At 55.2% G+C, this 17,911-nt stretch carries 19 protein-coding genes; 15 read left to right on the top strand and 4 right to left on the bottom strand.

Annotated features, from left to right (window positions below):
• The first annotated feature begins 7 nt into the window (after positions 1–7).
• Both CTZ24_RS23445 and CTZ24_RS23440 read left to right on the top strand, forming a co-directional pair.
• Positions 8–973, top strand: a complete 966-nt coding sequence (locus tag CTZ24_RS23445) for a zinc-dependent alcohol dehydrogenase (RefSeq protein WP_208726835.1) — start codon at positions 8–10, stop codon at positions 971–973.
• A complete protein-coding gene (locus tag CTZ24_RS23440; protein ID WP_208726834.1) occupies positions 970–1,725 on the top strand; it encodes an SDR family NAD(P)-dependent oxidoreductase in 756 nt (251 codons plus the stop codon). The genes CTZ24_RS23445 and CTZ24_RS23440 overlap by 4 nt, the downstream gene beginning before the upstream one ends.
• Here CTZ24_RS23440 and CTZ24_RS23435 read toward each other — a convergent pair.
• Positions 1,666–2,838 carry a hypothetical protein gene (locus CTZ24_RS23435; RefSeq protein ID WP_208726833.1) on the bottom strand — a complete coding sequence of 391 codons (1,173 nt, stop codon included), beginning with the start codon at positions 2,836–2,838 and terminating at the stop codon, positions 1,666–1,668. The two genes, CTZ24_RS23440 and CTZ24_RS23435, sit on opposite strands and share 60 nt — an antisense overlap.
• 559 nt (positions 2,839–3,397) lie before the next feature.
• On the opposite strand from CTZ24_RS23435, the gene CTZ24_RS23430 reads away from it, so the two are divergent.
• From CTZ24_RS23430 to CTZ24_RS23420, 3 genes are all read left to right on the top strand, one after another.
• A complete protein-coding gene (locus tag CTZ24_RS23430; protein ID WP_208726832.1) occupies positions 3,398–3,742 on the top strand; it encodes a hypothetical protein in 345 nt (114 codons plus the stop codon).
• Between the two features lie 31 nt (positions 3,743–3,773).
• Complete coding sequence (locus CTZ24_RS23425) at positions 3,774–5,060, top strand: methyl-accepting chemotaxis protein (protein ID WP_208726831.1); 1,287 nt, start codon at positions 3,774–3,776, stop codon at positions 5,058–5,060.
• 80 nt (positions 5,061–5,140) lie between these two features.
• On the top strand, positions 5,141–5,800 hold the full coding sequence (locus tag CTZ24_RS23420; protein WP_208726830.1) for a DUF1345 domain-containing protein: 660 nt from the start codon (positions 5,141–5,143) through the stop codon (positions 5,798–5,800).
• On the opposite strand, the gene CTZ24_RS23415 is transcribed toward CTZ24_RS23420, so the two are convergent.
• Both CTZ24_RS23415 and CTZ24_RS23410 read right to left on the bottom strand, forming a co-directional pair.
• The gene (locus CTZ24_RS23415; RefSeq protein ID WP_208726829.1) at positions 5,797–6,105 is read right to left on the bottom strand and encodes a hypothetical protein; all 309 of its coding nucleotides are present in this window, start codon (positions 6,103–6,105) and stop codon (positions 5,797–5,799) included. The genes CTZ24_RS23420 and CTZ24_RS23415 overlap by 4 nt on opposite strands.
• 137 nt (positions 6,106–6,242) lie before the next feature.
• Positions 6,243–7,610 carry a hypothetical protein gene (locus tag CTZ24_RS23410; RefSeq protein ID WP_208726828.1) on the bottom strand — a complete coding sequence of 456 codons (1,368 nt, stop codon included), beginning with the start codon at positions 7,608–7,610 and terminating at the stop codon, positions 6,243–6,245.
• A gap of 127 nt (positions 7,611–7,737) precedes the next feature.
• Here CTZ24_RS23410 and CTZ24_RS23405 point away from each other — a divergent pair, with 127 nt between their 5' ends.
• The 3 genes from CTZ24_RS23405 (at position 7,738) to CTZ24_RS23395 (ending at position 9,611) form a co-directional block, all read left to right on the top strand.
• Positions 7,738–9,036: a glycoside hydrolase family 10-like protein gene (locus CTZ24_RS23405; protein ID WP_437180290.1), complete on the top strand. Its 1,299-nt coding sequence runs from the start codon at positions 7,738–7,740 to the stop codon at positions 9,034–9,036.
• Positions 9,037–9,105: 69 nt separating this feature from the next.
• On the top strand, positions 9,106–9,351 hold the full coding sequence (locus CTZ24_RS23400; RefSeq protein WP_208726827.1) for a type II toxin-antitoxin system Phd/YefM family antitoxin: 246 nt from the start codon (positions 9,106–9,108) through the stop codon (positions 9,349–9,351).
• Positions 9,348–9,611, top strand: a complete 264-nt coding sequence (locus tag CTZ24_RS23395) for a Txe/YoeB family addiction module toxin (protein ID WP_208726826.1) — start codon at positions 9,348–9,350, stop codon at positions 9,609–9,611. The genes CTZ24_RS23400 and CTZ24_RS23395 overlap by 4 nt, the downstream gene beginning before the upstream one ends.
• A 41-nt stretch (positions 9,612–9,652) precedes the next feature.
• Here the strand turns inward: CTZ24_RS23395 and CTZ24_RS23390 are convergent, their stop codons facing one another.
• The gene (locus tag CTZ24_RS23390; RefSeq protein WP_208726825.1) at positions 9,653–10,309 is read right to left on the bottom strand and encodes a GntR family transcriptional regulator; all 657 of its coding nucleotides are present in this window, start codon (positions 10,307–10,309) and stop codon (positions 9,653–9,655) included.
• Between the two features lie 165 nt (positions 10,310–10,474).
• Here CTZ24_RS23390 and CTZ24_RS23385 point away from each other — a divergent pair, with 165 nt between their 5' ends.
• Genes CTZ24_RS23385 through CTZ24_RS23355 form a run of 7 tightly spaced genes read left to right on the top strand, consistent with a single transcriptional unit; the run spans position 10,475 to position 17,906 of the window.
• Positions 10,475–11,968: an ABC transporter substrate-binding protein gene (locus tag CTZ24_RS23385; protein ID WP_208726824.1), complete on the top strand. Its 1,494-nt coding sequence runs from the start codon at positions 10,475–10,477 to the stop codon at positions 11,966–11,968.
• On the top strand, positions 11,965–12,813 hold the full coding sequence (locus CTZ24_RS23380; protein ID WP_208726823.1) for an ABC transporter permease: 849 nt from the start codon (positions 11,965–11,967) through the stop codon (positions 12,811–12,813). The genes CTZ24_RS23385 and CTZ24_RS23380 overlap by 4 nt, the downstream gene beginning before the upstream one ends.
• Position 12,814: 1 nt before the next feature.
• Positions 12,815–13,729 (top strand): ABC transporter permease, encoded by a 915-nt coding sequence (locus CTZ24_RS23375; protein ID WP_208726822.1) that lies wholly within the window; start codon positions 12,815–12,817, stop codon positions 13,727–13,729.
• Complete coding sequence (locus CTZ24_RS23370; RefSeq protein ID WP_208726821.1) at positions 13,726–15,153, top strand: M20 family metallopeptidase; 1,428 nt, start codon at positions 13,726–13,728, stop codon at positions 15,151–15,153. The genes CTZ24_RS23375 and CTZ24_RS23370 overlap by 4 nt, the downstream gene beginning before the upstream one ends.
• Positions 15,137–16,135, top strand: a complete 999-nt coding sequence (locus CTZ24_RS23365; protein ID WP_208726820.1) for a 1-aminocyclopropane-1-carboxylate deaminase/D-cysteine desulfhydrase — start codon at positions 15,137–15,139, stop codon at positions 16,133–16,135. The genes CTZ24_RS23370 and CTZ24_RS23365 overlap by 17 nt, the downstream gene beginning before the upstream one ends.
• Entirely contained in the window at positions 16,136–17,107 is a 972-nt protein-coding gene (locus CTZ24_RS23360; protein ID WP_208726819.1) for an ornithine cyclodeaminase family protein, read from the top strand. It begins immediately after the preceding gene.
• Positions 17,097–17,906: a rhodanese-like domain-containing protein gene (locus CTZ24_RS23355; RefSeq protein WP_208726817.1), complete on the top strand. Its 810-nt coding sequence runs from the start codon at positions 17,097–17,099 to the stop codon at positions 17,904–17,906. The genes CTZ24_RS23360 and CTZ24_RS23355 overlap by 11 nt, the downstream gene beginning before the upstream one ends.
• The last annotated feature ends 5 nt before the right edge of the window (positions 17,907–17,911 follow it).

Below are 17,911 nucleotides of genomic sequence, written 5' to 3'. Positions count from 1 at the left end.
AGACGGCATGAAAGCTGTGCGGTTAGCAGGCATTGAGCAGTTGAGCGTGGCGGAGGTTCCTGCCCCCACGCTGGCGCCAGGTCAGGTGCAGATTCGTGTGCTGGCAGCGGGAATTTGTGGTTCCGATTTACATAACTACCGTACCGGCAAATGGTTTGCCCATCTGCCGGTGACACCGGGCCACGAGGTGATGGGCGAGGTGATGGCTTGCGCCCCGGACGTCAGCGATTTTCGTCCGGGCGATCGGGTCGTGGCGGACTCCCGCGTCTGGTGCGGTGAGTGCCCGGCCTGTGCCCGGCAGCACTTCAACCTGTGCGAGAAGCTGGGCTTTGTCGGGGAAGTGTGCGATGGCGGCTTCGCCGAGCAAACCCTGTTACCGGCGCGCGGATTGCTTCAGGTGACAGACGATTTGCCGCCGCAGATTGCAGTGCTCAGCGAACCGCTGGGCGTGGCGCTGCGGGTGGTGAACCAGTTGCAGCTTGCGGCAGGGGCGCGGGTGCGGGTCGCCGGGGGTGGCACCATCGGCGGGCTGGTCGCCTTGCTGCTGCACGAGGTGGCGCATTGCCAGGTGCAACTGGTTGAGCCAAATGCTGAACGTTACCAGCGGCTGGCAAACCTGGTCCCGTTGCAGCCACTCGGCCCTTTTGATTTTGCCGTGGAGGCCACCGGGATCAATGCGGTATTGAGCCAGTTGGTGGAAGAGATCAGCAGCGGGGGACGGATTGCGCTGGTGGGGTTATTCCACCATTCAGCGGATTTTGATATGAACCGCCTGGTGGAGCGGGAAATCATCCTGGTAGGTTGTAGCGTGTTTCGTGATGAACAACGCCAGGCGCTGGCCTTGCTGCCACAGTTGGCGGATAAACTGGCGACGCTGGTCGCGCCTGCCATCGGCCTTGATGACGTGCCGGGCATCTACCCACATTTGATTGCTGGTCGCAGCCCCTGGTTAAAAACGGTGATCACCCCATGAAAGGATTAGAACAATTCTCGCTCCAGGGAAAACGCGCGCTGGTGACAGGCAGCTCACGCGGCATAGGCTTTGCGCTGGCGTCGGGTCTGGCGCAGGCGGGCGCACAGGTAACATTGTGTGGGCGCGATGCGGCCACGCTGGATAACGCGCTGATCGCGCTGCGCCAGATCGATCCACAAGCCGAAGCCTGGCCGCTGGATGTCTCACAACCACAGGCGATCCGCGATTTTTTTGCCCGCCTGCCGCCGTTTGATGTGGTGATCAACAACGCCGGGACTGAGCAACTGTGCCCGTCGCTCGACGTCGATGAAGCGCTGTGGCAACGCATCGTGGATACTAACCTGAAAGGCGCGTTTTTCGTCGCCCAGGCTGCCGCACGCGGTATGGTGGGGCGCGGCGGGGCGATCCTTAATCTCTGTTCGTTGACCAGCGAGGTTGGTGTGCCCGGTGCGGCCGCCTACGGTGCCTCGAAATCGGGGCTGGCGGGGTTAACCCGCACGCTGGCAACGGAGTGGGCCGGGCAGGGGATTCGGGTAAATGGTCTCGGACCAGGTTATTTCAGCACCGATCTGACTGCCGAATTCTATGAAGACAGCGTCTGGTGCGCTGCGATGCTGCAAAAAATCCCGCTTGGCCGCTTTGGTGAACTGGATGATTTGGTTGGCACCGCCATTTTCCTCTGCTCCGATGCGTCAAAGTATCTCACCGGACAGGTAATCTATGTCGATGGTGGTTATCTCGCGGCGATTTGACAGCGCAGGTGTGGAGGGAGGGAGATGATCGGCGCTATAGGTGAACAACGGAAACCCCACCCCCAGCGTCAGGCCAACAGCGCCACTGGCCGCCAGGTCACCGCCGGGGATGGCAAAAGAGTTAGCAAAACCTGCCGTAAATAATGAAGCTCGGCCAGCGACCGGATCGGTAAAGGTGTCGCATACGCTTTGCCAGGTAACCTCCTCGGCGCAACGTGGATGCAAATCAATCCGCAAGTCTGGCTCGCCAGCGTACCAGGCTTTGATGTGGCGGGTAATTAATTCTTCTGCGGTTTCGCCGAGAAAATTCAGGCTGGTCACGGCTGCGATATTGGCCGCTATCGGGCCAAGCTGCGGCTCCAGCACATCGGCAAATTTTATCATCCCCAGACTGACGGCCGTTTGGTTGACGGCATACGCTGCCGCTGCACTGAGTATCGCCCGAAAATCCGCCTCTGAGGTGACATTGTCACGTAATGGCAGGAAATATTGAATGAAATCGCGGATCGGAACATACACTACCACGGCAGAGATTAACGGTGCCGCGGCCAGGGACAGACCGCCACTGCATACCAACCCAACCATCGAGCCGCCTGCCAACAGGATGCTTCCCACGCGCGCGCAAACGTTCTGCGTGGTCTGTCTTCCCTGATAGCAATCCCAGGCCAGGGCTCCGCCCTGCATTACCAGAGATACCGTACCGCAGCCAACCGCCAATGCGCTGAGCGTGGCAGGTGCCACCGCCGGGAGCACCACGCGTCTGACCACTTCACGCACCCCGGTAGACACCGCGACCGACGCCAGGCTACGTGCGGCAACATTACCGATATTGCTTAACAGATGAGAAGACTGAACAGCGGGCCGCTCAGTTTCCTGATCCGGTATATCAATAACAATAAAGTCCTTGCCCCCGCTAGCTTGCGACTCCGGTAATGAACCGCTGATTTGGGCCGGAGATGAATACGATCGTTGCCGTGTAATCCTGGCACCAGAATATTGGGCGTCTGCGGTATTGGCCACGAAGGTCAATGAACGCAATTTAGAAGCATTATTGTTGGTCGCGGAGAAAACAACAGAGGCATGAGAGCTACGGGAACATGTGACCACAGACATTATGACATCCATTTTTATGATCGAGATAAGTGTGTATTGTTAAAGTAGGGTTAATTTAACGATCGTGTCATATAAAAAACTTATTATGATAATAGGTGACACAACCCCATATGTATTTTACCCGCGTCACCAGTAACAATTTCATAGTTACACGCGAGCTGAACCTGAGGCGATCTAAGGTTAGTCCAGGAAAACATCCGCATCTCCCAGGCGGACATCCCAATTTAGCCATTACAGATTGAGTTCGCATAATCATGATTATGTTAAATACGATATCCAGTTAATCACCAACCCTACACCCATCCCGTCGCGGCGCGATTTATCGCGCAGGTTTTACGTCACCACCGCTGGATGATGCGCGATAAATCGCGCCGCTACGGAATAACCGGAACACACCTGGCAGCGCTACGCAAAATCTCCTGCCCAATCCCCCTGCATTTCTCTCAGAATTCACGTAACGACACTATTTTTTGCAAGTCCCGTCACTTCATGCACCAGCAGCATTATCCGACAAAGTTAAAAAAGCGTAATGCAACTCCATTGCTAATATTGATATTGTATGAGCATTATTAATTGTGACAGCTTTCTTGAAATCGACGCCCGTATGAAATTTACTAACGGCATCTTCCAGGCTTTTCTCTCCAGAAGCTTTAATAAAATCCATCTCCCGATTTTTATTGATGTGAGCGATAATTTTCATGAAGTTTCTGTGTTTTCTGCCGATACTGAAATGTGCAACGATGCTTTCAGTTTACGCTCACAACACCAGACAAATGACGATCAACACATCCCGGCCTGCGCCTTGCGCAGCAGAGACCCCCTCTTTCGCCATATCAGGCGGATGATCAAGTGTCCGGCAGGGAAAATCATGCGCAACCGTCATACGCGGCAGGCGCTTTATTAATCGGGATAACGATAACCTCCTGGGGTGTCTTATGTTTGGTGTTAAAAAGTCGGGCTCTTTTCTGAATTTTTCCAGAGATGGCGGCATTGCGAAGGATATTGAGGCGATCAAACAACATGTGGCATGGATTGAGTTTTTGCCCGATGGCGAAATACTCAGCGCCAACCAGCAGTTTCTCGATGTTACCGGCTACAACCTGGGAGAAATCCAGGGCAAACATCACCGGATTTTCTGTAGCCCTGCTTACATCCACTCTGCGGACTATCGCCACTTCTGGCAGAAGCTCGCCTCAGGCGAGTCAGTAACCGGTATTTTCGAACGCTTTAACCATCAGCATCAGCGATTTTATCTCAGCGCCACTTACTTTCCGGTCAGCGATGATAAAGGCAAGGTGTACAAGGTGATTAAAGTGGCAAGCGATATCACCGCGCGGCATCAGGAACTGGAGCAAAAAGAAGCGGTAATCACAGCGCTGGATCGCTCTATGGCCGTGATTGAATTCACTCCCGACGGCCATATTCTCACTGCTAACGACAATTTCCTTACGCATATGGGTTATACCCTGCCGGAGATTATCGGCAAACATCACCGCTTGTTCTGCTATGACAATTTTTACCGTGAAAATCCGGACTTCTGGCAGAAAATCGCCAAGGGTCAGCACTTTGTCGGTCGCTTTGAACGTAAAACCGCCAGCGGTGAACGCATCTGGCTTGAAGCCAGCTACAATCCGGTATTCGACGCTGACGGCAAAGTCTACAAGGTGATCAAGATCGCCTCGGATATCACCGCCCGCGTCGAGGCAGCAAAACGGGTGGCAGACATCGCAGTAACCACTTCAGAACAGACATCACAAATCACCCATAACGCCAACGAGGTACTTGAAGAGACTGTCCGTAATTCCGGACTGGTGTCGGTGCAGGTCAACGCCGCTACTGAGATCGGCGCGCAATTGAGCGCGTCAGCGAAAAGTATCAGCGAAGTGGTCGCCTCCATTAACCTGATTGCCTCACAAACCAATATCCTCGCGCTGAACGCCGCCATCGAATCAGCCAGAGCTGGAGAGGCCGGACGTGGATTTAGCGTTGTCGCAGGCGAGGTGCGGCGACTGGCGGCTTCTACCGCTACCGCCACACATAAAATCACCGAGGTCGTGGAGGAAAATGCACGGCTGATCCAGCAGATGTATCACCAGCTGGATGAGGTTAAACATTTTGTGGTGTCGGAACAGGATAAAATCAGCGATTTATCACGCAGCCTGCGAGAGATTAATCGCGGTGTGCACGAGTTTGTAAATGTAATTCATCGGCTGGATGTATGATTGTCGGCGTGGAGGGACACTACGCTGCCCTCCACGCCTATAGTTAATCTATACGCTTATTTTGTCGGGCAATAATAACAATGGATTTTTCTTTCCGAACTCACCTACGCACCCGATTGCGTTTTCTGGTTTCTATTGTCGCCGGAATTCTGTGCTTTTTTTTGCTTCCCACCCAACTGGGTTATCTGCAACGGTTGTTGATTGGCTGGAATGTACTGGCGTGGCTGTATTTGATCCTCGTCTGGCTTCGCATGCTACGTACCAACGTGAAAGATATTCCGCAGATCGCCAAACAACAGGATGAGAGTGCGACATTGGTGCTAAGCCTGGTGACGCTGGGTTGTCTGGTCAGTCTGATGGCTATCCTTATCGAGCTGCCCTCGTTAAAACACCTTACCGGCACGCCGCGCGTGTTACATCTGTTGCTGACGGCCAGCACCCTGGTGGTTTCATGGGCGTTGTTGCCAACATCGTTCGCCCTGCATTACGCCCATCATCACTATTTGCACCGAAGTCATAAGGTCACTCCGATGATCTTTCCTGAGAAGCCGGACAATCCGGGATACTGGGATTTTCTCTATTTCTCGTTCACCATCGCCGTGGCAGCACAAACCGCCGATGTGGCTACCGGCACCACCGACATTCGCCAGATTGCGCTGCTTCAGTCGGTGATTTCGTTTGTCTTCAATCTGGCGATTCTTGGATTGTCAGTAAATGTTGGCGCGGGATTGTTGAGTTAACGTCGCCCTTTCATCATCGAGGCCGACCAGTTGAAATCACTAACTTCACTGGCCGCCTGCGACTCTGGTTTTTTCTTCTTCAACGGTTTCTTTTTCGCTTTCTCCGCCAGCGCTTTCTCTTTTGCTTGTTTCAGTGTCATAACCTGCTGCCGGGCTTCGGCGGTCAATTCCTTCTCTTTCTTTGCATCCGGTTCTTTCCCTGTACGTTGGTGGTATTTCTCTACCAGCCCCCTGAACGCCTCCTCTACCGCCAGCCGCTCCTCAGGATTGAACTGATCGATTGAAATCATTTTTTTATCGCTCATCGCCTTTGTCCTTAATCTTGTCGTTGATGGGCCACATTTCATCGTGGTGTTGATGCTTCATGTAGAAGCATTTTAATTGGTTGCCAAATGTAAAACTATCAACCGTTGCTCCAGCGTGTATTTAGCTCAGTTGCGCATTACGTTTTTTTATCCGCCCATGTCTTAGCCTGCGCAAGATAGTGGGCAAAATCATCTGCACTGGAGGGAAACACACTATCAATCCATAATATGGCCAGTGCCCGAGCCGGAACCCATTGGTGGATTTGTATATGTTCGATCAAAGAGCAGAAAGCGCGAGTGGAATCTCCACCATAAGTTAACCTCTTACGTTTTGCACTGACAGGTATATTCACCTTCTCTCTACACGCCGCAAAGAAGAGATCAAGCTCGCATTGATTAAAGGAGAAACAGAGTAATGTCAAAGTACGTTGCAGCTCTTCCTGAGTTATCTCTGTTATCTTAGAAAGAAATTTTATCTGGTATAAATGTCCCATATCGACCTGATTCACTACATTCATATCCCTACACTTGCTCCATACTTTGCTGACAAACGCGTCCATCCTACAATGATTTCCCTCCATGGCCCTTCTTACTCTATTTTGAGATACACATATTCCGGTATGTTGATAAAATAACACCCATGCCTGGGTCCAGTGCATTCCGGGGCGATGAGCATCATTCTTTAATGCATAAAAAAAATCATGCGCATCTGCTAAACCGGCAAACCAGCCAGCTTGCTCCTGATGTATTTTTGTCTCAAAGACCAGACAAAATAAATGTGCCGTCTCATCAGATATCGTTAACCCCCAAATATCTTTCACGGCCCTTACCCACTCGTTCCATTTGGCATGGAAATAGCCCGGATCTTTCTGTAAGGGTAATAGCAGTCGCAGATGATTTCCTATGCCAGTAAGTTTAAGTTCCTTTGCTTCAGGTTCGTTATTCGAGAGTAATTTGATTATCTGAGGAGGTACCTTTGCGTAGAGACAAGCCATTATCTGGAACTGTCGGGCATTTGACAAAAATAGTTCCCCTTTCATAAGCGTGCTAATTGCTTGATTCATGTCCGCCGATGTCAGCCGGATGCCCAGGGTATTAAGCATCAGCACCAGCTGCGTAAATTTAGCCTTGGCATTTTTGTCAGGGTCTATCTTTTGCCAAATGATTTCGATTAGTTTATGGAGTTGCATTAACATTCCCTGTTTAACCTTATCAGGAACGTCTTTGAAAAGGGTTTTCTCAGTTTCCAGCCTATGTTCACCGAGTTCCAACAACTGCTCCTCAAATGATTTATCTTTTAAACTCTTATCCAGAAGAAGGCTTTTCGCCTTATGCATGATGAAAACTGGCCACATTTCTGGCCGCTCTGTTGGAACAACGGGGACTAACGATGAAGGTGTATCAGGAACCTGAGAGACTCTGGTGACGCAACACGCCACCTCACAGGCTTGCGGTGCGCCAGAGGGGATGAAAGGAGGTAAATTCAGTGCGTTAATGCTGTGCATAAAAACTCCTGTGCGAAATTTGTCCATGTACGAAAAGCATAGCGCCTGGCTTGACTTTGACCGCCTAACTCAGAAAATGTCTTTTTTTATATGATCACCAGAACAACCGGAGCTTATCATCACCCTCTTGCTGAAAAGGAGTGGCTGGCTTGTCGCGGTCGCTTTGATAATTGCCGGCTGCGCGTCGCAACCGCCAAAATCACTGGTTACCCCGCTACCGACCGTTGCGCAGCCATCTTTACCGACGAAACCGTTAACCGATCAGCAACCGATGCGCGGCGTCTGGTTGGCAACCGTTTCACGCCTTGACTGGCCGCCGGTCGCGTCGGTGAATGCCAGCAGTGCCGCCAGCCGCATCAGCCAGCAGCAAAAAGCGCTCACCGATAAACTGGATAAGTTAAAGAGCCTCGGTATCAACACCGTATTTTTCCAGGTAAAACCGGATGGTACTGCGCTGTGGCCTTCTAAAATTTTGCCCTGGTCCGATATGCTGACCGGTAAGATCGGTGCCGACCCCGGCTATGATCCGCTGCAATTTATTCTGGACGAAGCGCATAAGCGTGGCATGAAAGTGCACGCCTGGTTTAACCCCTATCGCGTTTCGGTCAACACCAAGCCATCCACCGTGGCTGAACTGAACGCCACCCTGTCGCTTCATCCTGCCAGTGTGTTTGTGTTGCATCGTGACTGGATCCGTACCGCCGGCGATCGCTTTGTGCTTGACCCTGGCATACCCGCGGCACGCGACTGGATCACCAGCATTGTGGCGGAAGTGGTTAGCCATTATCCGGTCGATGGGGTGCAGTTTGATGATTATTTTTACGCCGAATCTCCGGGATCTGCCCTGAATGATAGCCAGACGTTCCGCCAATATGGTCAGGGATTTGCGTCCAAAGCCGACTGGCGACGTCACAATACGCAATTGTTGATCGAGCAGGTGTCTCACACCATCAAACAACTGAAGCCCAGTGTCGAGTTTGGCGTCAGCCCGGCTGGCGTATGGCGCAACCTGTCGCATGATCCCTCCGGTTCCGATACCCGAGGTGCGGCAGCTTATGATGAGGCTTTTGCCGACACCCGTCAGTGGGTACAAATGGGCTTGCTGGATTATATTGCCCCGCAAATTTACTGGCCGTTCTCACGTCAGGCGGCGCGCTATGATGTGCTGGCAAACTGGTGGGCGAATGTGGTGAAACCGACGCATACCCGCCTCTATATCGGCGTGGCATTGTATAAAGTGGGTGAACCCTCAAAGAGTGAACCGGACTGGACGGTCAACGGCGGTGTGCCGGAGTTGAAAAAACAGCTGGATTTAAATGAATCACTGCCGCAAATCAGCGGCACGATTCTGTTCAGAGAAAACTACCTTAATCAGCCGCAAACGCAGCAGGCGGTGAATTATCTGCGTAGCCGCTGGGGGAGTTAAGTTTTCTTGTACTTATATACGTACATGTTTATAATCATACCAGGCCACATTCATTAAAGAGCGACCATCATGCATACACTAACGTTTACGGAAGCACGCAACCATTTCGCGGATACAATGCAGCGCGTGTCTGATAATGCCGAACCCGTGCGCATTTTACGTCGCGATGCACCAGATGTGGTGATGATTGATGCAGAGGAATATGACGCCATGATAGAAACGCTGTATCTGTTCAGCAATCCTGCTAATGCCGCACATCTGAATGCCTCGCTTGACGAGTTGGACAAGGGCGATCTGGTTGAAATCGACGTTTGAAAACGTTATTCACCAAACGTGGTGCCGAAGATTACAACTACTGGAAAGAGAATGATCCAAAGTTGTTTGAACGCGTCAGAGAGTTGATCAAAGCCGCTCATGAGAATCCGTTGCAGGGTATTGGTAAACCTGAACGGTTAAGGCATTACAAAAACCCTGCCCTTTATTCACGTCGTATAAACCGGGAGCATCGTCTGGTTTACAGCGTCAGTGATGGCGTAATCACGATAGTTGCGTGTCGGTTCCATTACGAGCTTTAACTTTTTTGTAGCGGCGCGATTTATCGCGCCCCAGAAAATCATCAAACAAAATACGTCCTCAGCAAAATCGCCGCGCCGTCATCAATCGCCTTCATCACCACTTGCTCCGCCAGCACCACATCTTTGGTCTGCAACGCCTCCAGCAGGTGATCATAATTATGCCCTTTGGCCATTTCACTTGACTGCGGATAGAGATAATTCAGACAGGGTCCAATCTGCACCCACAGTTGTTCAATCAATAGCAGCAACGTCGGCATTTTCGCATAGCCGTACAGGGTGAAACGAAACGCACGATTGGCTTCCAGCGCGGTTTCCACCTCCCCACTCAACTTGGCCTGCATAAAGCGATCGCACAATTTTTTTAGCTCAGAGAGCTGTTTTTTCGCGATATTCGGTGTTGCCATCCGCACCGCCAACCCTTCCAGCTGCTTACGTATCAGAGTGATCTCCTGAAAGCGCGTCAGAGTCATTTCTGGCACCAAAAACGCTGCCGCCGGGGTGGCGTTGAGTGCGCCAGCGGAAACTAAGCGCAGTAACGCCTCACGCACCGGGGTGATGCTGGTACCTAGCTGGGCCGCAAGATCACGCGTGACCAGGCGCGCGCCGGGCTTGAGCTTACCGACAATCAGGGCGCTACGCAGCGTGGCTTCTACCTGGGCAGTCAGGCTGAGTCGCTGTGCTTTTTCCATCTCAATCATGCGTTTTTTCCTTTCCCGGATTGTGCAAATGGTAAGAAGTTTAAATGTTTTGTTGCCAAAACGTCCCGCTATAGGATATATCATGTATTACAAAACAAGCGAAGCACGATCAACACAGCAACACTCTTTTCACTACGTTACCGAATGCATTTTGGGATGAAGTTTATGAGACTACCTGCAGTGAAGTTTGCTACCACCGCATTGCTTTTTGCCCTGTTACCCGCCAGTTTGCAGGCGGCAGAGTTGACCATCGCCCAGCCCGCATCAGCCACGGCTATGGATCCCGGCTTTCTCAAAGAAGCCGCCACGCTGGTGGATAATATTTTCGATACCCTGGTACGCCGCGCCGATGATATGTCGCTGCAACCGGGCCTGGCGACCGACTGGAAAGCCATCAATGACACCACCTGGCAATTTAACCTGCGCAAAGGGGTGAATTTCACCGATGGCGAGCCGGTCAATGCCGCGGCGGTAAAATTCTCCATTGACCGCATTCTTGACCCCGTCAACCACGCACCGACCATCTCCTACATCCGCACCATTAAATCGGTCGAGGTGGTCAACGACTACCAACTGTTGATCCATACTAACGGTCCGGATCCGCTGCTGCCAACCCGCATGAGCCGTTATCCGACCTATATCGTCCCACCCGCTTATGTGAAAAAAGTGGGTGCCAGCGAATTTGCCCGCAAACCGATTGGCAGCGGTGCTTACAAGCTGGATACCTTTATCCCGGACGAAAAAGTGGTGATGGTCGCCAATGACGCTTACTGGCGTGGCAAACCTGCCATTGACCGCGTCACCTGGCGTCCGATCCCGGAGGCCACCGCCCGTATCACCTCATTGCTGACCGGTGAAGTCCAACTGGTGGAAAGCGTGCCTGCCGATCTGGTGCCTGCGCTGAAAAATCGCCCTGGTGTTGCACTGGAGCAGGTCAAAGGCGGTGGGTTAACTATCTATCTCGGTCTGAAAAACAACGAAAAACCGTTGAACGACGTGCGTGTACGTCAGGCACTGTCGCTGGCGCTGAATCGTCAGGCGTATACCCAGCAGTTGCTGCATGGCTACGGCACGCCGACCGGTACTATGGCGGGAGCTAATGATTTCGGTTATCTGGCGGTACCCGCCACCACCCAGGATGTCGCCAAAGCCAAAACCCTGCTGACGCAGGCCGGCTATCCGAATGGCTTTACCCTGCGCTTCCAGGCACCACGTCGTTATATCGCCAGCGCGGATGTCGCCCAGGCGATCGTGCAGGATCTGGCCGCGATCGGCGTCAAAGCCCAGCTCGAAGTGCCTGAATGGTCGGTTTATACCCAGCAGGTCGCGGCACAGAAGCAAGCCCCGATGTATATGCTGGCGTGGGGATCGACCCAGACACTGGACGCCGATGCCGCCCTGTTCCCGATTCTGCACAGCGGCGAACCCTACTCGACGGTGAACGATCCTGAAATGGATAAGTTGCTGGACCAGAGCCGCCAGACGGTGGATGCCGCGAAGCGCAAAGTGCTGCTGCAACAGATTCAGCAACGCGTTGCTGAACAGCAGCCGCTGATCCCGTTATATCGTGAAGACACGCTTTACGCGCACAGCGACGCACTGACCTTTAAAGGCCGTGTCGATGCCCGTATCCCGCTGTTTGATCTGAGGCTGAAATGATTACCCCGGCAGCAGCCTTACAACGTCGGCCACGCCGTATTTTTTACGGTGATGCCATCATCGGCAGCGCGCTGCTGCTGGTGGTGATCGTGGCGGCGTTGCTGTCTCCGTGGCTGCCATTGCCGGACCCGTTAACCAACCAGTTAACCGAGATGTTCCTGCCGCCCGGCACTGGCGGCCATTTGCTCGGCACCGATCAACTGGGCCGCGACCTGCTCTCCCGCATCCTCGCCGGTACGCGTCTGTCGCTGTTGGTGGTGGTGCTGGCCGCCGCGATTGGTGCGGTGGTCGGTGTGGCGCTCGGCATGATTGCCGGTTATGCCGGTGGCTGGGTTGATGCCCTGATTATGCGCCTGATCGATATCCAACTGGCGGTGCCCTTTATCCTGCTGATCCTGCTGGTGATTGCGTTGATGGGAACGTCCACCACCAACATTATCGTCATCATGGGGGTGACCAGTTGGGCGATCTACGCCCGCGTGGCGCGTGCCAAAACGCTGGAAATTCGCGAGCTGGAGTATATCCAGGCGGTGAAAGCGATGGGGTTCTCGCCACTGCGTATTTTGTTGCGTCATATCCTGCCTAATCTGCTCACCCCGTTGGTGGTGCTGCTGACACTGGATATTCCGCGTCTGATTGTGCTGGAAGCCTCAGTGGGTTTTCTCGGCATGGGCATTCAGCCGCCGACGCCCACCCTCGGCAATCTGATCGGTGAAGGCCGTTCGTATATGTTGCTGGCACAGTGGCTGGTGCTGTATCCCGGTCTGGTGATTGCCGCGCTGGTGATTGGCTGCAACCTGTTGGGCGATGCCCTGCTGCGTCGCACCCATACGAGGCTGGATTAACATGCTGAACATTTTACTCAATCGCCTCGGACAATCAGTGTTGGTGTTATTCGGCGTATCGCTGCTGATTTTCTTCAGCCTGCACCTGACCGGCGACCCGGCTGCGCTGATGATGCCCCCCGGATCCAGCCAGCAGGAGATTGATACCTTTCGTCACAGCATGGGCTTTGACCGCCCGCTTTTGTGGCAGTACGGCCACTACCTGAGTGGCGTGTTGCAGGGCGATTTTGGTGAATCGTTGCGCTACAGCCAGCCGGTGCTGGCATTAATCGGTGAACGTCTGCCTGCGACGGCACTACTGGCCGTCAGCGCACTGGTTTGGAGTTCTCTGCTCGGCCTGCTGCTCGGCATCATCAGCGCCCTGCGCCCGCACAGTTTTTGGGATCTGATCTGCCGCCTGGTGGCCTTCAGTGGTCAGGCCATCCCGGTGTTCTGGCTCGGACTGCTGATGATCTTATTTTTCAGCCTGCACCTGCAATGGCTGCCCTCCAGTGGCTACGGCAGTTTCACTGCGCTGATTATGCCCGCCGTCAGCCTCGGTGCCTTTTATATGAGCGCGGTGGCACGTCTGACGCGTGCCAGCCTGCTGGAAGTGCTGCAACAGGATTATATCCGCACCGCGCGTGCCAAAGGGTTAAGTCAGTGGCGTATCGTGGTGCGACATGGCCTGCGTAATGCGTTGATCCCGGTGGTGACGGTGCAGGGTATGTACTTCGCTTCGCTGCTCGGCGGCGCGCTGGTGACAGAAATTATCTTTGCCTGGCCAGGCATTGGTCGCCTGGCGATTCAGGCGATTCAGAACCGCGACTTCCCGCTGGTACAGGCGATCGTCCTGCTGGCCGCGCTGGTGTTTGTGGTGATTAATCTGCTGATCGACCTGTTGTATCTGGTGCTGAACCCGAGGATCCGCCTGTGAACCGACTCGACGCCACCCTGGAACTGCTGAGCGAACTGACACGCTGGCCAAGCGTGTCGGGACAGCTTGACGCGCAACACGGCCTGGCCGCGTGGCTCGAATCCTGGATGGTGACGCACCTGAACGCCCGCGTGATCTATCCGGTTGCCAGTCAGGCAGCCGACAAGCCGCCGGTGGTGCATGTCCGTATTGATACCGGTGCCAGCAAAACCGTGGTGCTGTACAACATGTACGACGTGATGCCTGCGGATGACGCGGGCTGGGATGTGCCGCCCTTCGTCGGTGGCGTCTGTCACTGGGACGATTTAGGCGATGTGTTCGTCGGACGCGGTGCAGAGAACAACAAAGGCCCGCTGGCGGGGATGTTGATTGTGCTGCGGGAGTTGTTGCAGAACAACCAACTGGCGGTCAACCTCGAAATCTTGCTGGAAGGCGAAGAGGAGATCGGCAGCGGCACGCTGCGGCGTTACCTCGCGCAACAGCCCTGTCCGGTGGCACCGGCTGAGGCGGTTTTGTTTCCGTCGCTGTGCGAATATGGCGGCGGCGCGCCTCGCGTCTATCTCGGCTTTACCGGCCTCGCCACCGGTCGCTTAAGCGTCAACGGCGGCGACTGGGGTGGCCCTTCCTCCGCCATTCACGCCAGTAACGCCGGATGGATAGCCAATCCCGCCTGGCGTCTGGTGCAGGCACTGGACGCCATCGCCCCCGCCGCTGACAGCGGTGTACTGGGCTACATCGCGCCGGATGCCGAGGCTAACGCGCTGCTGGCAACGCTGGCGCAGTCGTTCAGCATCGATGATGAGCTGCGTTTCCGCCGCAGCCAGCGTCTGATGATTAGCGGTGACGCGGTCACTTGTTTGCAAACCTTGCTCGGCAGCGCCGTGCTGACGCTGGCCGAGTTGCACAGCGATCCGGTCGGTGGTCGTGGCGTGATCCCGTTCCGGGCCAGCGCCGAACTGGCTTTCCGTATCCCGCCTGCGTTTGATCAGGATGCGATGATTGCAGCCGCGCAGCAGCGCCTTGCACAGCCGGATTTGACCGGCACCCGGCTGGAACTGGTTGATCGCTATCCGGGAATTCGTTTCGGTCGCCACGCCAGCGGCGTCGATGAACTGATCGCCAGCTATCAGACGCTGGGCGCACAGCCGCAAATCTGGCCGTGGGCACCGGGTTGCGCCCCGGCGTATGCCTTCGCTGCCATCGCCCCCGCTTTTTTAATTGGCGGCCTGGGGCACGGCGGCAACGCCCACGCCGTAAACGAATTTGTCACCCTGACTGGACTGGAGCGCTTCCAGCAGTCACTGAGCCTGTGGCTCACCGCATTTTCTGACTCGACCTTTGGTCGGGTCGCGCCACACCAGGGAAACACCAGAGAAGTACTAAAACAAAATATTACAGGTAATTTTAATGAAGACAGTCGATGAGTTTACACGCGTGCCGTTGGGGTTCTTCCCCACGCCGCTGGAGCCGCTACCGCGGCTTGGGGAGGTATTAGGCATAAATCTCACCATCAAACGTGATGACTACAGCGGCTTCGGCGGCGGCGGCAACAAAGTCCGTAAGCTGGAGTACCTGATGGCAGAGGCCTGCCAGGCGGGCGTCAACGTGGTGATCACCACCGGTGGACATCAGTCAAACCACGCCCGCATGGTAGCAGCGGCGGCGCGTAAGTTTGGTATGCGTCCGGTGCTGGTGCTGCGCGGCAACCCGCCTGCCAGTTGGCAGGGCAACCTGCTGCTCGATAAGCTGTTCGGAGCCGAGGTGCAATTCCTCGACCCGGACGGTTATTTCACCCAGATCGAAGGGGCGATGCAGGCGCACGCCGATGCGGCCAGCGCCCGCGGCGAGAAGCCGATGATCATCCCACTGGGCGGTGCCACACCGCTCGGCGCGCTGGGTTATGTACGTGCGGTTGAGGAAATCAGCGCGCAGCTTGCTGAGCGCGCCGCCCCGGTGCCGGATTTTGTGGTAGCACCGACCGGTTCCGGCGGCACCCTCGCGGGATTGCACGTTGGTACGCGCCGTTACTGGCCTGAGACAAAAGTGATCGGCATCAGCGTCAGTGCCAAAGCCGACTGGTTCCAGCCGCGTATTTCAGGCATGGCGCAGGATTGTGCTGATTTGCTGCAATGGCCTCAACAGTGGCAACCCGACGATATCTGGATTGAAGATGGCTATGTCGGTGAAGCTTACGGCATCCCATCAGCCGGCGGTATCGACGCCATTTACCAACTGGCGCAGCAGGAAGGCGTGTTGCTCGATCCGGTCTATACCGGCAAAGCGATGCACGGCCTGATATCGCTGGTCAAACAGGGGCGTATTCCGCAAGGTGCCAACGTGACGTTCGTGCATTGCGGTGGTTCTCCCGCGCTCTATCCGTTTGCCGACCGGCTGCTGGAGCAATAAATGCGCGTGCTGGACGAAGCTACGGTGGCGCTGCTCGGCGGCGACGATCCGGCGTTAGCGCTGGCCGATGTACGTGACGTTGTCACGCTAATGCGCGCCGGTGAAACGCAGATGCCTGCCGAAAACCATATCGACCTTGCGACACCGCTCGGCAAAGCCTACGCACTTCCCGCCAGGGTTGGCGGACATTTTAACGCTGCGGGCGTCAAGTGGACCGCCCACCGCCCACAGCGACCCGACGCGCTACCTGCCGCCCTGGCGGTAACGCTAATCAACGATGCCGCCAGTGGCGTGCCACGCGGCCTGGTTGCCAGTGGCGCATTAACAGCCGCGCGTACCGCTGCCGTCAGCGCGCTGGCATTGCAATATGCCGCGCCCCGTGCGGTAAAACGCGTGTTACTGCTGGGTACCGGTTTTCACGCCCGGGCGCATCTGCGTATGTTGCAGACCTTGTTTCCGACGCTGGCGCAAATCGGCGTGTGGAATCGCACGCCGGAAAATATGTCTGGCCTGAACGGCATCACCCCCGAACCCGATCTCGCCGCGGCACTGGCAAAGCCGTATGACGCGGTGATCACCTGTACCAGCGCGGCGCAACCGATTGTCGATGCGTCTGCGGTACGTGCGGGCCGTCTGATAATCCAGGTGGGCTATCACGAAGTGAGCTTTGCCGCGATCAAAGCCAGTCGCCAGGTGGTAGTGGATGCGTGGGGCGATTTCGCCCAGCGCAGCGCCAAAAGTTTGTTCCAGATGTTCCGCGCGGGAGAATTCGCTGAGCACGAAGTCGCGGCCGATCTCACCTCGCTGGTGATAGATGGCTGGCGGCCTGACGCTACCGATAGCGTGTACTTCTCCTCCTTCGGGCTGAACGTTTTCGATATCGCCCTCGCCGCCCGCGTGCTGACAGCGGCCGAGCAGCAGCAGTCTGGTAACTGGCAAACATTATTTAATGGAGTCACGCATGATCATTAAGGCCAGTGCGCTGCGGCTGAGACAGTCACGCGGCGAACATTTTTTATTGATTGATGTGCGTGACGTGGCTGAATGGCAGGCCAATACGCTGCCCGGTGCGCAGCACTGCAACGTTTACGATTATTTTATCGCCGACAGCACCCCTGCCGGGTTGGCGGCGATGGCAGCCGATGCTGCTGCCGCGCTGCAACCGTTGTTTGATCACTATCCGGCCGCAACGCCGGTGTTTTTTGAACAGCAGGTGGGGATGCGATCGCCGCGCGGTGCCTGGTTCGCCTGGCTACTGGGTCGCGACGATGCCTTGATTCTCGATGGCGGATTGGATGCCTGGCGGGAGACAGGTGACGACCTGGAACCCGGCAAGGGACTAAGTTACACCGTCACACAAAATTCAGAACACGCTGTCGTGCGTTGGGACAGCCGCTGGGTCAGCAGCCGTCAACAGGTCATCAACGCCGATGGCAAAACGGTGATTAACGTTGACGCACGGCGTCCGTCAGAATTTGATGGCAGTTTCGTGCACGATTGCTGCCATCGTGCCGGGCGTATCCCGCATTCCTGCCTGCTGTTCTGGGAAGATGTGCTGGAAAATGGCCGCTTTCGTACCGCTGCGGCAATCGCCCAGCGAGCTGAAGCGGCAGGTTTGGCACGGGGTGCACAGTTACAGGTCTATTGTCATCGCGGCGCACGCGCCGCCACCGTGCTGGCGGCTCTAAAACTGGCGGGTTATCCGCAAGTAGCGATTTATGTGGGTTCCTGGCATGAATGGGCAGAACATGATGAACTGCCCATTTTGTGATTCAA

It is taken from the genome of Pantoea phytobeneficialis (genome assembly GCF_009728735.1).
In the GTDB taxonomy this organism is placed as follows: domain Bacteria; phylum Pseudomonadota; class Gammaproteobacteria; order Enterobacterales; family Enterobacteriaceae; genus Pantoea; species Pantoea phytobeneficialis.
This window is presented reverse-complemented; position numbering and strand designations above follow the sequence as displayed.

Bases quoted from the DNA above. Each gene is read 5' to 3' on its own strand.
- CTZ24_RS23445 (WP_208726835.1), top strand. From the start codon at position 8: ATGAAAGCTGTGCGGTTAGCAGGCATTGAGCAGTTGAGCGTGGCGGAG.
- CTZ24_RS23440 (WP_208726834.1), top strand. From the start codon at position 970: ATGAAAGGATTAGAACAATTCTCGCTCCAGGGAAAACGCGCGCTGGTG.
- CTZ24_RS23435 (WP_208726833.1), bottom strand. From the start codon at position 2,838: ATGTCTGTGGTCACATGTTCCCGTAGCTCTCATGCCTCTGTTGTTTTC.
- CTZ24_RS23430 (WP_208726832.1), top strand. From the start codon at position 3,398: ATGAGCATTATTAATTGTGACAGCTTTCTTGAAATCGACGCCCGTATG.
- CTZ24_RS23425 (WP_208726831.1), top strand. From the start codon at position 3,774: ATGTTTGGTGTTAAAAAGTCGGGCTCTTTTCTGAATTTTTCCAGAGAT.
- CTZ24_RS23420 (WP_208726830.1), top strand. From the start codon at position 5,141: ATGGATTTTTCTTTCCGAACTCACCTACGCACCCGATTGCGTTTTCTG.
- CTZ24_RS23415 (WP_208726829.1), bottom strand. From the start codon at position 6,105: ATGAGCGATAAAAAAATGATTTCAATCGATCAGTTCAATCCTGAGGAG.
- CTZ24_RS23410 (WP_208726828.1), bottom strand. From the start codon at position 7,610: ATGCACAGCATTAACGCACTGAATTTACCTCCTTTCATCCCCTCTGGC.
- CTZ24_RS23400 (WP_208726827.1), top strand. From the start codon at position 9,106: ATGCATACACTAACGTTTACGGAAGCACGCAACCATTTCGCGGATACA.
- CTZ24_RS23390 (WP_208726825.1), bottom strand. From the start codon at position 10,309: ATGATTGAGATGGAAAAAGCACAGCGACTCAGCCTGACTGCCCAGGTA.
- CTZ24_RS23385 (WP_208726824.1), top strand. From the start codon at position 10,475: ATGAGACTACCTGCAGTGAAGTTTGCTACCACCGCATTGCTTTTTGCC.
- CTZ24_RS23380 (WP_208726823.1), top strand. From the start codon at position 11,965: ATGATTACCCCGGCAGCAGCCTTACAACGTCGGCCACGCCGTATTTTT.
- CTZ24_RS23375 (WP_208726822.1), top strand. From the start codon at position 12,815: ATGCTGAACATTTTACTCAATCGCCTCGGACAATCAGTGTTGGTGTTA.
- CTZ24_RS23365 (WP_208726820.1), top strand. From the start codon at position 15,137: ATGAAGACAGTCGATGAGTTTACACGCGTGCCGTTGGGGTTCTTCCCC.
- CTZ24_RS23360 (WP_208726819.1), top strand. From the start codon at position 16,136: ATGCGCGTGCTGGACGAAGCTACGGTGGCGCTGCTCGGCGGCGACGAT.
- CTZ24_RS23355 (WP_208726817.1), top strand. From the start codon at position 17,097: ATGATCATTAAGGCCAGTGCGCTGCGGCTGAGACAGTCACGCGGCGAA.